Below are 13,580 nucleotides of genomic sequence, written 5' to 3'. Positions count from 1 at the left end.
GGATTGTCGAAAAATAGCCTTAATAAAAGTTAAATTATGAAAAAGATAATTTTGTCTATTTTACTAATTACAGGTGCAATAATTTCTTTTGCACAGGAAGCAAGACTTAATATCAAAAGTTTAAATACTAAAAATAACAAGGTAATTATTCAGATTCCTGTGGATGATACATGGTTTTATCCTGCTAAGCAAGAGATTAAATTTGGCAATGATAGTACAGTAAATTATTCTTTAAAGATTAACAAACTTGCTTGGTTAAGAATTAACAATAATACAGTGTTAATAGAACCCGGCACTACGCATTTAGTTTTCGATAATGGTATTTTGGTTCAGAGCGATAAAAACAAAAAAGGAATGTTGCTTTTTAACAAGAGAAATTCGGAGTTTTATCAATACAGGGCCGGAAATTATTATAAAAAAGATAGCACTGCAGCCGGTCTGTATCAATTGCTCGAAAATGATAAGAATGAAGCACTAAAACCTTATGCTGAGCTATTTTCGAAACAAGAGATTTCGGTAAACTTTTATAGCGAAATAAAAAGGTATTTTTCAACCGAACAAATAATTTTGCAAGCCGCTATTCCAATGATAGTTTTAAGTACAAAACAAAAAATAAATAGCGATTTGGATAAAATGTGGGCAGATACCTATGAAAAGTATTCAATGAATAATCTTCAAGATGCTTTTTACCCGGATTTTTACTACCACGCCAAATATTATGTAAATACTTACCTCAATTACTACATCCCGCTAAAAAAAGGAATTAAATTGCCCAAAAAAGATGAGGATACAGGATTTAAAATCATATATAAAGCTTTCGAAGATAATTTTACAGGCAAAATGAAAGAATTTTTGCTGGCAACCTTTCTATATGAGGAGATGTTGCAGGCTAGTTATCAGGAGGTATTGGTCGATTTGTTCAATTCATTTAAAAAAAGCTATCCTAAAAGTAATTTTACGCCATATTTGCAACCAATGGCCAATGAAATTATAGCCTACCATAATAAGGTAAAAAACGATTTTGAACCTGAACAAAAAATATTGGCTAACTACGATAAATTTAATAGCCTGGATAGTTTAATTGGCCAATTTAAAGACAAAACTGTATTTGTTGATATTTGGGCAACCTGGTGTGGGCCATGTAAACAAGAATTTGAATATAGTAAAGACCTGGAGAAATTTCTCAAAGCAAAACAGGTTGACATGCTTTTTATCTCTATAGATAAAGATGATGCAGCACAGCAATGGAAAGAGATGATAAAATATTATAAACTTTCTGGCAATCATGTTCGGACTAATCAAGCCTTGAAAAAAGATTTGAGCGATAAATTGGGAAAAAGCGGGAGTTTTGGAATACCACGTTATTTAATTATTAAAAATGGAAAATTAGTTGTTGATAATGCTTTAAGGCCAAGTGATAAAGAAAAATTACATGCACAAATTAGTAAATATTTATAGCTGCTAGAAAGAAGTATTTTCTATCTGAAAATTAAGGTTAAAAAGAAAAGTGATTACCGAAAAAACAATGAGGTAATCGAAAAAATATATAAAGATGCAGAAAACTATAAAGCCCCTCAATAACTTTAAAAAATCGTTTATATACCTAAGCGTTGTGCTGTTATTGGCTGGTTGCGTAACCGGACAATTGGGTAAAAACAACAGCGGTGAATATAAAAATGGGATGGTGGTTTCTGCCCATCCAGAAGCATCGCAAGTTGGTATAGATATTTTAAAAATAGGTGGGAATGCGGTTGATGCAGCCGTTGCGGTTCAATTTGCACTTGCTGTGGTTTACCCAAACGCCGGAAATATTGGTGGGGGCGGGTTTATGGTATATCGTGGTGCAAATGGCGAAATAAATGCTCTAGATTTTAGAGAAAAAGCAGCTGCGGCAGCCAGTAGAGATATGTATCTCGATTCGGCCGGCAATCCAATTGTAGATAAAAGTTTATATGGGCATTTAGCAGCGGGCGTACCAGGATCAGTAGATGGTATGGTAGAGGCACACAAAAAATATGGAAAGCTTTCCTGGGCACAGGTGTTACAACCGGCAATAAATTTGGCGCAAAATGGTTTCAAAATTACCAAGCGGCAGGCAAGCGAATTGAATGGCTTGCATAGAAAGTTTATGGATTTTAATCCAGATGGAACGGCCTTCGTAAATTTAGAGAGCACCTGGCAGGGAAATGACCTTTTGGTTCAAAAAGAGCTTGGTAATACGCTAAAACTGATCCAGGAAAAAGGTAGGGCGGGTTTTTATGAAGGTGCTGTGGCCGATTCGCTTGTGGCAGAAATGAAACGGGGCCAAGGACTTATTACAAAAGAAGATTTAAGAAATTATCATGCTACCTGGCGTAAACCCATAACGGGTAACTATAGAGGCTATAAGATTATTACCATGCCGCCAACTTCGAGTGGAGGTATTGCACTAATTCAATTGCTGCAAAGTGTAGAAAATTTTCCATTAAAAAAGTGGGGCCATAATGCAGACTCTACAGTTCAGGTAATTGTAGAAGCCGAAAGAAGAGTGTATGCCGATAGGGCAACACATTTAGGCGATCCTGATTTTTACGCTGTTCCACAACAACAAATGTTGAGCGCCGATTATAATAAAAAACGCATGTCAAACTTTAACTGGGCAGCAGCAACACCAAGTAGCGCTGTTTTGGCCGGTGAAATAAAAGGAGCAGAGCACGAAGAGACCACACATTTTTCTATTGTAGACCGCGATGGAAATGCCGTTTCCATTACCACTACCTTAAATGGTTCTTACGGATCGCTAGTTGCGGTAAAAGGAGCGGGATTTCTGCTAAATAACGAAATGGATGACTTCTCCGTTAAACCTGGCGCACCTAATATGTACGGTTTAGTTGGTGGCGAAGCCAATGCAATTGCACCCAATAAACGAATGTTAAGCTCTATGACCCCGAGTATTGTAGAGAAAGAGGGAAAATTATTTATGGTGGTAGGTACTCCGGGTGGTTCAACCATCATAACATCCGTATTTCAAACCATTATAAATGTAATCGATTTTGACATGTCGATGCAGTCGGCGGTAGCTGCCAAAAAGTTTCATCACCAATGGCTGCCAGATGAAGTATATATAGAAAAAGATGCCATCGATAGCTTATCAATAGAAAAATTAAAAGCAAAAGGCTATAAAATTGTGCCTAGAGGCCCAATCGGCAGGGTTGATGCCATCTTAAAAACTAAATGGGGCAATTATCAGGGCGGTGCCGACCCGAGGGGAGATGATAAGGCTGTTGGATGGTAGCAATTTCTCACATCTATTTTTTATCTTAGGGTTTAAAGTTTAAAGAGATGAAAAAGCGCATATTTAATCTTGCCCGAAATTATCCAGATTTACCTCAGGTAGATTCGGCCATCTCTTTTGGTCCTTTTATCAAATACCTGCAACGAAAAATTAAAGAAGAACGGACCGTAAAATCTACTCTTTATAGCAATGCCTTAAAAGAATTTAAAAAGCAGGGAATTGATGAACAGGTTATCGCTATTGAGGATATTTATCAGCACGAATTATTGCTGGAACATATGTATGCCTGTCTTTCACCAACACTTTTAGCAGAAGATCATCAGGCCTGGGGGCTCTGTGCGCCAATGCAACCCATTACTTTTTATGGAACGGAGCTGATGTACGAACTACTCGAACATGAAGAGAAAGATCAAAACAGTTTTGTCGGCTCAAAAACGCTTGAGCAACATCAGCATGATCGCCTGCATTTTATCTACTCCTTCATTCTTAACGAATTATATGCGTTCCACGCACCTTTAAAAGAAAAATACCATTCAGGCATCAACTCCGATAATGGTTTGCCAGGTTATTTTCATATTGGTGTTAATGCCAGTTTTATCGAAGTAAAGGCTAAGCAGCCATTGCCCGATCTTAGTTACCGCGAGTTACAACAGTATTTGAGTGAAGAATCTGGATTGGATAAACTACAGCAAGTGTTGCCATTAACGCTTTTTGAGCTTAGAGGTATTTCAGTGCTTACCATTACTGATGTTACCGCCAAGCAGGCCGTAGAAAATATTAAAAGTGTAAGGTTGAGCCGCGTGCCAGGCAGCGAGGGTGGCGCTTATGGAGAAGTGATACAATCGCTAAAAGTGCTGGTGCAAAATGCCAATATCCAATTCGATCTTTTCCCTTTCGTGAGGGTAAACAATAAAATGGTTTATGGGTATGTAAAAGGCGGAAGTGGCTTGTTGTTTTCGGTGTGGGGTGAAGAAACTTTAAGCCCTGAAGCTTTCCGGCAGATTGCCGAAGGTTATGCTGCAAATCCGAATTCGTTTTACTCGCCCGATATCTGGGCTGAAAGCAAAGAGATGTTTCCCTGGTTAGACAGGTTTAGGGAATTGAATGTAAAATCGATGGCACTCATACCTGTATTTCATAACCAGATTTTGGTAGGTGTATTGGGGATGCATACCTGGGTTGGCGAAACTTTCGATGAAAAGAAAATTACTTTATTGGAGCCTGTCTTAGCACCTATTGCTCAACTCTTACAGGTCTATATCGACGAATTTAATCTCGAGATTGAAAACATCATCAAAGAAAAATACACCTCTATCCAGCCTGCTGTACAGTGGAAGTTTAACGAAGCAGCATGGCATCACCTTTACAATAAGAAAAGGAATCTGCCGCAGCATAACGAGGATATTAGTTTTGCAGATGTTTACCCTTTTTATGGTGCAATAGATATTAGAAATTCTACTACTGAACGTAATACAGCCAGTAAGGCCGATCTGAGCCTGCACCTGAGCCTGTTTCGTGAAACGCTGGAAGAGCTGAGCAAAACTTATAGTGATGCTTTGCTGGTAGAAATTATCTTTAACTGCAATAAATGGAGTGATATTTTGCAGGACGATGAGCTGAATACAACTGATGAAAACAGCCTCAATATTTTTCTTAAAGAAGAAACCAGCGATTACCTAAAGCTCATTTCCCAATCGCATCCTAATACCCAACAAGTAATCGGTAAATATCTTGATCGCATTTCGACGCCTCATGGCGAGGTGTATAAACATCGGCAGGCTCTGGAAACATCTATGCAGCTGATCAATACAGCCATTAACAATTATTTTGAAAGTGAACGCGAAAAACTGCAAGATTCTTACCCCTGTTATTTCGAAAAATTCAGAACAGATGGTGTTGAATACGACATCTATATCGGGCAGTCTATCGCACCTGATCGGATTTTTAATCACTTTCATCTTAAAAATATACGGTTATGGCAACTATCATCAATGGCTGAGATTGCCAGGATGGTTCAGCAGCTCCAGCCCGAGTTGGCCGTTAAGTTGGCCACTACACAACTTATCTTTATTCACAACCATCCAATAGACATTAGCTTTAGGGTCGACGAGCGGAAGTTCGATGTAGAGGGGGCTTACAATATCAGGTATCAGATGATCAAAAAAAGGATTGATAAGATCCTCATTCGCAATTCGCAGGAGCGCCTTACCCAACCCGATAAACTGGCATTGATCTATTTCAATAAGAGGGATATTGACGATTACCTTCCATTTGTAAAATACCTGCAGGAAACTGGTGTACTGAAACCTGAAACTGAAGATCTTGATTTGGAAGATTTACAGGGACTAAGCGGATTAAAGGCATTGCGCTTAACTATTTTTTAAACATTTAATTGAGCTGCCTTAAGTCTAATATCTTCAATAAGTTACACAGGCACCCTGCTGCAAATACTTAACGATTTAGCTATATTGCGTCAGCTAATTAAAATGCCCAATCGCTATGCGTAAACTATTTCAACTATTTCCGTTGTTTTTGTTTCTAACAGTTACCCTACAATTACACGCTCAAACCAATGAAGCCAGCCTGCTGAGTCCACTGATTAATCAATACCAATCAGACGAGACCATGCTTAACCGTAAATATACGCTCAAGCGATCGGAGGAATACTTTAAGCGGATGGAGCGCTTTTATACTGAATGGCAAAAACAATTAAAGGCATTGCCTTTTAACAAGCTAACTGTAAATGAAAGGGTAGATTATATTTTGCTTAAACGCGATATCGGATCAGATTCTGCAAGTTTGCAACAGAACTATGCCGAATTTAGAAGCAGCATTTTTACTTTGCCTTTTGCCAAAATATTATTGGATTTTGAAGCAAAGCGAAGGATTGGTCAGCAACAAGATGGTAAAATTACCAAAGAACAATTCGAACAACTGAAAGAGGCCATTCAGAAAGCCACAAAAGCTGTAGAAAACAAAGACTTGGCAGTTACGCCAGTACAGGCTTCTTGGGCAGAGCAAACCGTTAATCAATACCTAACTGTATTTACTGAAGCCTATAAATTTTATGATGGTTACGATCCGCAATTTACCAAAGCCACCAAAACAGTTTATCCTGATGTTGTAGATGCATTAAAGGATTATGCAGCTGTATTGGGTAAAATAGCCAAACCTTCAGATGCTAAAGACGATGGAAGTGGCATTATTGGCAATCCCATAGGAAGAACAGCTTTATTAAGTAGTTTAAAAGATGAGATGATTGCCTATACGCCTGAGCAGATTGAGGCCATTGCCATGAGGGAATTTGCATGGTGTGATGCCGAAATGCTTAAAGCCTCGCAACAAATGGGCTTTGGTAACGACTGGAAAAAAGCACTGGAAAAAGTAAAAACAGATTATCCTGAATTAGGGAAACAGCCCGAACTGGTTTATGAACTGGCTAACGAAGCAATAGGCTTTGTAGAGAAAAATAAATTAATCGCCATTCCAGCTTTGGCCAAAGAAGGCTGGCGCATGCGCATGTTAACTCCGAAGGAACAATTGTTTGCCCCGTTTTTTCTAGGTGGAGAATCGGTATTAATTGCTTATCCAACAGAAGATATGACCGAGGATGCTAAAATGATGACCTTACGTGGCAATAACAGGCATTTTTCCAGAGCTGTAGTTTTTCATGAGCTTATTCCTGGGCACAACCTTCAGTATTTTATGCAAAGCCGCTACAAACCTTACCGCAAAGTATTTGGTACGCCTTTCTGGACGGAAGGATGGTCGCTGTACTGGGAGATGTTATTGTGGGACCAGAATTTTGCAAAATCTCCGGAAGATAAAATTGGAATGCTTTTTTGGCGCATGCACCGTTGTGCGCGTATTATTTTTTCAATGAACTACCATTTAGGCAAATGGACACCTCAGCAGTGTATCGACTTTTTGGTAGATCGGGTGGGTTTTGAGCGTGCTAACGCAGAAGCAGAGGTTCGTAGATCGTTTACCGGAGGCTATGGTCCGTTATATCAAATTGGGTACATGTTAGGCGGATTACAGTTCAGGGCATTGCACAAAGAACTGGTGCAAAGTGGTAAAATGACCAATATTGAGTTTCATAATCGTATACTCCGTGAAAATAATATGCCTGTAGAAATGGTAAGGGCCTTGTTAACCAACCAGCAGCTGCCAGAAAATTTCAGTACCCGATGGAAATTTGCCGGAGACATTAAATAGTGTACAATATTTGGCAGATGTGCTTACAACATGAGGCAATAGATTTCAAAAAAAAATGAAAAAATTTATCCGTGATTTGCAGGAGTGATTCATCCAACATGATAAATTGACATTTAGCTATCTTAACACAAGAAGGGTACTGACAATTACCTCCATTCGTAAAATGTCAACAGAAAATAGGAGTACTAAGGCCCGAATCTAAATATTTTGATTTTGGAAAGCCAATAAGGTTTAAGCAGATGAAAGCCATGCGTTTACTATTTTATAACTTATTTTTTAGTTTCGTCTGGGTATTGCACTGGCGATTAGTGTTGAAAAGTTGATAAGTATTTTTACATGCTTGTATTTTTGGTATGGCTATTGTAATACGAGTGCCAACGCTTATTCAACGTTAAAAGAAAATTTATGAAATTACAACTATTTAAAACACTCCCAGTTGCACTCGCTGGTTTACTCATCGGGTCGGTTGCCTCAGCTCAAGAAAGCCCTGCAACTTCCACAACAACGTTCAGGACATGGTCTATCGGTGTAAATGCTGGTGTACTTACGCCATTATCCCCATTAGGTGGAAAAAATGATTTCAGTAACAACAAATCAAGTTTAGGTTATGGTCTTTACATTAAAAAACAATTTACACCTTATTTCTCTCTTCGTTTAGATGGAGTTCGCGGTAAGTTAAAGGGCGATAATACCGAGCCTTATGAAAGCGGTTTGGTAAACAACTCTCCAGTAAGAGCATTCGACACAGAGTTATCTTATTCAGGAAGTTTGAACGCTGTAGTAAACATGTTCAACATTGATATGTTTAAAAAAGAGAACACGCTACAACTTTATGCTTCTGCTGGTGCTGGTATTGCGGCTTACAAACCCACAATTACTACCGCAGCGGGAACTTCGGAATTTGGTGGTGGCGATAACATCAACGAATTAATTATTCCTGTAGGATTAGGTGCTAAATTTAAAATTTCTGATGCGGTTAATTTAGATTTAGGTTGGACAATCAACTTTGTTGATGGTGATAACTTAGATGGTTACTACAAAAACGGAAACGATAAATACAATTACGCTTATGCTGGTTTAGAGTTTGCATTAGGTACTGGAAAACAATTGGCTTTCCACAACCCGGTAGCTTTAACTTATGATGAAGCTTTAAAAGCAAAACAAACTGCTGAAGGTTTAAAATCTGATTTAAATGCTCAAAAAGCTGATAATGCGAAATTACGTTCAGAACTAAACGATATCTTAAAAGATAGCGACGGTGACGGTGTTGCAGATAAATTGGATAAATGTCCTGATACACCAGCAGGCACTGTTGTTGACGGTTCTGGCTGTCCATTAAAAACTCCGGAAAAAGTTGTCGAAAAAGTAATTGTAACAGAAGAAGATCGTAAAGTTGTTAACGAAGCGATTAAAAACTTAGAGTTCGATTTAGGTAAAGCAACCATCCGTTCTAAATCTTATGCTTCTTTAAACAGAGTTGCAGCATTATTAATCCAGAAAAACTTTAGCTTAAAATTAGCTGGTCATACAGATAATACAGGTTCAAAAGAATTAAACTTGCGTTTATCGAAAGATAGAGCAGAATCTGTAAAAGCTTACTTAGTTTCTCAAGGTGCTAATGCATCACGCATTGAGGCTACAGGTTATGGTATGGGTCAACCAATTGCTACTAATAAAACAGCAGCTGGTCGTCAACAAAACCGTCGTGTAGAGTTCACCCTTTACTAGTCTGTTATTAACCATATGGATAAAGTCCCGATGAAAATCGGGACTTTTTATTTTAAATAGATTTTATTTATATCAGATTCCTGCTCAATCGTCATGCTGAATTTATTTTATTAGTAGTTTTTATTGTTTAAAGGTCTAATAGCTAATTCGTGGTCAGCATCTTTGTTGCAAAATAGACCTTCAAATGAATTGCCTTCGGTGAGCTCGCGAAGGCTTGGCTCGGGGTTACTACATTATTATTGAAATGCCTAAAAGTATTACTCAACGATATTTTAAGTATATTTTATTTAAGCGTAACAATTACTTTTTTAATCTCGCTTAAATCATTCATTTCAAAATTTGGAGATTGTGGATAAAAGCGTTGATAAATGATTTTATCGTCTTTGCTATCGTAAACGCTTATAATTTTATCGTCCGAACGTTGCGTGTAAACCACGTATTTAATATGTGTTTCTTTGTTTAAAATTAAACTATCAAGCACCTTATACGATACAAATTTGAGTTTATAATTATAAGGTTCAGAAATTATACCTGATGGTGGTAAAAGTGCCAGTCTTGAAGAAAACACTTCCTTAATATATTCGGGTACGTACAGTGTTTCCTTTGCTAATTCTGGTAAACGTACCTTATTGTAAAATTGATAATCTAAAGTACAGTTCTTATTTGAGAGCAATCCATCATTGATCTGTTTTAAGTAACCCGTTAAAAATCCTGGAGACCAGTTCAGGAAGCTAGACTTGTTATAGAAGTTTGATAAAATATTATTTTTTATACTTCTTTTTGATCCAAATTGTTGATCCTGCGTTTCAACCAGCAGATTGGTGTTCCGATCAGCAAAAAGTGTAACTGTTGCCAATATACTTTCTTCCTTTACCTTGGGTTTTTTAGATGGCGTTACTAATTTTAATGCATAAACCACATTTACGTTAGTTGTACTATCCAGCTTCTCAGCATATCCATCGAAATAAAAAAAAGAGTAATTAGCAAGTGTATCATAACGAGCAAGCTCTTCGGGTTTAATGATTTTATAAGGTGTAATCGTCCAGTTTTTTTTAATGGCCTGATCAAATTTTTCCAATTCAGCATAATCCGTATACTGTAAAGTAAACAAGGTTGTTGTTTTTTTAAATGTCTCTAATTTTTGACTGTTTAAAAGAGCAGCCCCAAAATAAGATACCTGACTTTTACAAATTGTAGCCCATAAAATAAACAGGCTAAATGGGAGAATTCCTCTGGCTTTAAACATCTTAAGTGTTTTCATTTTGTGTATGGCTATGATAAGAAAAATTTGACAAATATTTTGAATTTTTCTATTGCATTAACAAAATACATTCATTAGCTTTGTTATGCAAGCATAATAAATTAACAAAAATGAAACAACAACAAACCATAGATTACCACGTTAAGTTTGCCTGGCAAAATATGTTTAATAAGTACAATCAAATGGCATCTGGTTTCGGGATTACCCAGGCCATCGGTTACATGCTTATTAATATAGATGATACCGAGGGAACTGCGGTTTCAAATTTAGCTGGCTTGCTTGGGGTTAAAGCTACCAGTTTATCCCGCATGTTAAATAATATGGAAGAGGCCAACCTCATTTACCGTGAAACATCTGCAGGCGATAAACGATCGGTAAAAGTTTTTCTAACTGATTTCGGCAAAGAGAAAAAACATTTGGCCAAAGGTGTTGTTCGGAAATTTAATGAATATCTCGATGAGCATTTCTCTAAAAAGGAGAAAGAGACTTTCATTAACCTATTGATAAAACTAAACGATATCACGGTAGCCTATACTGTTGATTAACAAATATAACAATCAAATCTGTTTGATAGGTTGCAGCATAAATGATTCTATCAGACTAATGAAAAGCAAATAGATAATGAAACGAAGCATTAATAAAGTTGCAGTTTTAGGTTCGGGTATTATGGGGTCGCGTATTGCATGCCATTTCGCCAATATTGGTGTAGAGGTTTTGTTGTTAGATATTGCCCCTAAAGAGCTAAGTCCCGAAGAGCAGGCAAAAGGATTAACACTGGATAATCCAGTTGTAAAAAACCGGATTGTTAATACAGCCTTGCAAACGGCTGTAAAAACAAACCCATCTCCGGTTTATACCAAAAAAGCATTAAATAAGATCAAAACTGGGAATTTCGACGATGATATGCCAAAAATTGCTGGTTACGATTGGGTAATTGAGGTTGTGGTCGAAAATCTTGATATCAAGAAAAAAGTTTTCGAGCAGGTAGAGCAGTTCCGTAAACCCGGCACATTGATTACCTCGAACACTTCCGGTATTCCAATCCACTTAATGGCTGAAGGAAGGACTGAAGATTTTAAGTCGCATTTCTGTGGTACACACTTTTTTAATCCACCCCGCTATTTAAAATTGTTGGAGGTTATCCCTACGCCACACACTCAACCTGAAATTGTTGATTTTCTGATGCATTATGGCGATAAGTTTTTAGGAAAAACAACTGTTTTATGTAAAGATACGCCAGCTTTTATCGCCAATCGTGTAGGTGTTTATTCGATTATGGCGCTTCTGCACCTAGTCGAAAAGCTGGATTTAACGGTTGAAGAAGTTGATAAATTTACAGGACCGGCCTTGGGCAGACCAAAATCGGCTACTTTCCGTACTTCGGATGTGGTAGGTTTAGATACCATGATCAAAGTAGCAAAAGGGCTTTATGATAACTGTCCGGATGATAAAGCACACGATTTGTTTAAACTTCCTGCATACGTGCAAAAAATGGAAGAGAACAAATGGCTTGGAGATAAAACCCAGCAAGGTTTCTATAAAAAAACAAAATCTGCTGAGGGTAAAACCGAAATCCTTGCGCTTGATTTAAAAACATTAGAATATAAACCGCAGCAAAAAGTAAAATCGGCCACCTTAGAAATGACTAAGCCGGTTGAAAATCTTCGGGAGCGGATGAAGATTTTTGCCAAAGGAAAAGATAAGGCAGGCGAATTGTTCCGCCATTCTTCATTTGGTTTATTTGAGTATGTATCAGATAGAATTCCTGAAATTTCTGACGAATTGTACCGTATTGATGATGCTATGCGTGCAGGTTTCGGTTGGGAGCTTGGTCCCTTCGAACTTTGGGACGCCGTTGGTGTTAAAGAAGCGATTGAAGGAATGGAACAATATGGCAATAAGGCTGCGGCTTGGGTGCATGAAATGCTCGATGCCGGAAATACTTCATTCTATAAAGTAGAAAACGGTGTTAAAAAATATTACGATATCCCTTCTAAAAGTTATAAAGCCTTACCTGGAACCGATGAGTTTATCATTTTAGATAATCTTCGCGAAAATAAAACCCTTTGGAAAAACTCAGGTGTTTCGGTTATCGATCTGGGCGATGGCATTCTGAATGTAGAATTCCACACCAAAATGAATACCATTGGCGGTGATGTGATTTCGGGTATCAACAAAGCGATTGATATGGCCGAAAAAGATTACCGCGGTTTGGTAATCGGGAACGATGGTGCAAATTTTTCTGCCGGTGCAAATGTGGGTATGATTTTTATGATGGCGGTAGAGCAGGAGTGGGATGAATTGAACATGGCGATCAGAATGTTCCAGAATACTTCAATGCGCATCCGTTATTCTTCTATTCCGGTTGTGGTGGCACCACATAATCTAACCTTGGGCGGAGGTTGCGAGTTTAGTTTACATGCGGATCATGTTCAGCTTTCGGCCGAAACTTATATGGGGCTGGTTGAATTTGGTGTTGGCGTAATCCCCGGTGGTGGAGGTACTAAAGAGTTTGCTTTGCGTGCATCTGATGAATATAAGGATGATCAGATTGTGCAGAATGCTTTGAAAGACCGTTTCTTAACCATCGGAATGGCGAAAGTTTCTACTTCGGGTTACGAGGCTTACGAACTGGGTTATCTGCAAAAAGATAAATTCTCGATCTCGATGAACCGCAACCGCTTATTGGCCGATGCAAAAGCTAAAGCAATAGAACTTGCTGATGCCGGTTATACGAAGCCCGTGCAACGGAACGATATTAAAGTATTAGGAAAGCAAGGTTTAGGAATTGTTTATGCTGGTGCAAATAGCATGTATGCAGGGCATTTCATTTCTGAACACGATAAAAAAATATCCGAAAAATTAGGTTATGTAATGTGCGGCGGCGATTTATCGGCTCCAACTGAAGTAACCGAGCAATATTTATTGGATCTGGAAAGAGAAGCCTTTTTATCTCTTGCCGGTGAGCGTAAATCGTTAGAGCGGATTCAATCAATTATTACTAAAGGGAAACCGTTGAGGAATTAGTAAGTTAAATATTTAGATATGAGTATCAAGTATCAAGATACGAATCACGAATAAAGCTTTACTTACATTAAT

At 37.9% G+C, this 13,580-nt stretch carries 8 protein-coding genes; 7 read left to right on the top strand and 1 reads right to left on the bottom strand.

Annotated elements, in window-relative coordinates; genetic code table 11:
• The first annotated feature begins 36 nt into the window (after window positions 1–36).
• The 5 genes from ACN9MR_RS19830 to ACN9MR_RS19810 all read left to right on the top strand — a co-directional run bounded on the left by ACN9MR_RS19830 (window position 37) and on the right by ACN9MR_RS19810 (window position 9,220).
• Complete coding sequence (locus tag ACN9MR_RS19830; RefSeq protein ID WP_426326275.1) at window positions 37–1,458, top strand: TlpA family protein disulfide reductase; 1,422 nt, start codon at window positions 37–39, stop codon at window positions 1,456–1,458.
• A 94-nt stretch (window positions 1,459–1,552) separates the two neighbouring features.
• Window positions 1,553–3,274, top strand: a complete 1,722-nt coding sequence (ggt, locus tag ACN9MR_RS19825) for a gamma-glutamyltransferase (RefSeq protein ID WP_426326274.1) — start codon at window positions 1,553–1,555, stop codon at window positions 3,272–3,274.
• Window positions 3,275–3,321: 47 nt separating this feature from the next.
• Complete coding sequence (locus ACN9MR_RS19820) at window positions 3,322–5,658, top strand: GAF domain-containing protein (protein WP_426326273.1); 2,337 nt, start codon at window positions 3,322–3,324, stop codon at window positions 5,656–5,658.
• A gap of 115 nt (window positions 5,659–5,773) precedes the next feature.
• Window positions 5,774–7,492 (top strand): DUF885 family protein, encoded by a 1,719-nt coding sequence (locus tag ACN9MR_RS19815; protein WP_426326272.1) that lies wholly within the window; start codon window positions 5,774–5,776, stop codon window positions 7,490–7,492.
• Window positions 7,493–7,897: 405 nt separating this feature from the next.
• The gene (locus tag ACN9MR_RS19810; RefSeq protein ID WP_426326271.1) at window positions 7,898–9,220 is read left to right on the top strand and encodes a DUF6089 family protein; all 1,323 of its coding nucleotides are present in this window, start codon (window positions 7,898–7,900) and stop codon (window positions 9,218–9,220) included.
• Between the two features lie 283 nt (window positions 9,221–9,503).
• On the opposite strand, the gene ACN9MR_RS19805 is transcribed toward ACN9MR_RS19810, so the two are convergent.
• Complete coding sequence (locus ACN9MR_RS19805; RefSeq protein WP_426326270.1) at window positions 9,504–10,481, bottom strand: hypothetical protein; 978 nt, start codon at window positions 10,479–10,481, stop codon at window positions 9,504–9,506.
• A gap of 110 nt (window positions 10,482–10,591) precedes the next feature.
• On the opposite strand from ACN9MR_RS19805, the gene ACN9MR_RS19800 reads away from it, so the two are divergent.
• The gene (locus tag ACN9MR_RS19800; protein ID WP_426326269.1) at window positions 10,592–11,026 is read left to right on the top strand and encodes a MarR family winged helix-turn-helix transcriptional regulator; all 435 of its coding nucleotides are present in this window, start codon (window positions 10,592–10,594) and stop codon (window positions 11,024–11,026) included.
• Between the two features lie 76 nt (window positions 11,027–11,102).
• Complete coding sequence (locus tag ACN9MR_RS19795) at window positions 11,103–13,508, top strand: 3-hydroxyacyl-CoA dehydrogenase NAD-binding domain-containing protein (RefSeq protein ID WP_426326268.1); 2,406 nt, start codon at window positions 11,103–11,105, stop codon at window positions 13,506–13,508.
• Window positions 13,509–13,580 lie beyond the last annotated feature (72 nt).

Source organism: Pedobacter sp. R-06, from assembly GCF_049913135.1.
Classification (GTDB): domain Bacteria; phylum Bacteroidota; class Bacteroidia; order Sphingobacteriales; family Sphingobacteriaceae; genus Pedobacter.
The sequence above is the reverse complement of the archived record's forward strand: the minus strand, read 5'-3'. Positions and strand labels throughout refer to the sequence as shown.

Excerpts from the sequence above, each read along its gene's own strand:
- ACN9MR_RS19800 (WP_426326269.1), top strand. The coding sequence starts at position 10,592 with ATGAAACAACAACAAACCATAGATTACCACGTTAAGTTTGCCTGGCAA.
- ACN9MR_RS19810 (WP_426326271.1), top strand. The coding sequence starts at position 7,898 with ATGAAATTACAACTATTTAAAACACTCCCAGTTGCACTCGCTGGTTTA.
- ACN9MR_RS19820 (WP_426326273.1), top strand. The coding sequence starts at position 3,322 with ATGAAAAAGCGCATATTTAATCTTGCCCGAAATTATCCAGATTTACCT.
- ACN9MR_RS19830 (WP_426326275.1), top strand. The coding sequence starts at position 37 with ATGAAAAAGATAATTTTGTCTATTTTACTAATTACAGGTGCAATAATT.
- ggt (WP_426326274.1), top strand. The coding sequence starts at position 1,553 with ATGCAGAAAACTATAAAGCCCCTCAATAACTTTAAAAAATCGTTTATA.
- ACN9MR_RS19805 (WP_426326270.1), bottom strand. The coding sequence starts at position 10,481 with ATGAAAACACTTAAGATGTTTAAAGCCAGAGGAATTCTCCCATTTAGC.
- ACN9MR_RS19815 (WP_426326272.1), top strand. The coding sequence starts at position 5,774 with ATGCGTAAACTATTTCAACTATTTCCGTTGTTTTTGTTTCTAACAGTT.
- ACN9MR_RS19795 (WP_426326268.1), top strand. The coding sequence starts at position 11,103 with ATGAAACGAAGCATTAATAAAGTTGCAGTTTTAGGTTCGGGTATTATG.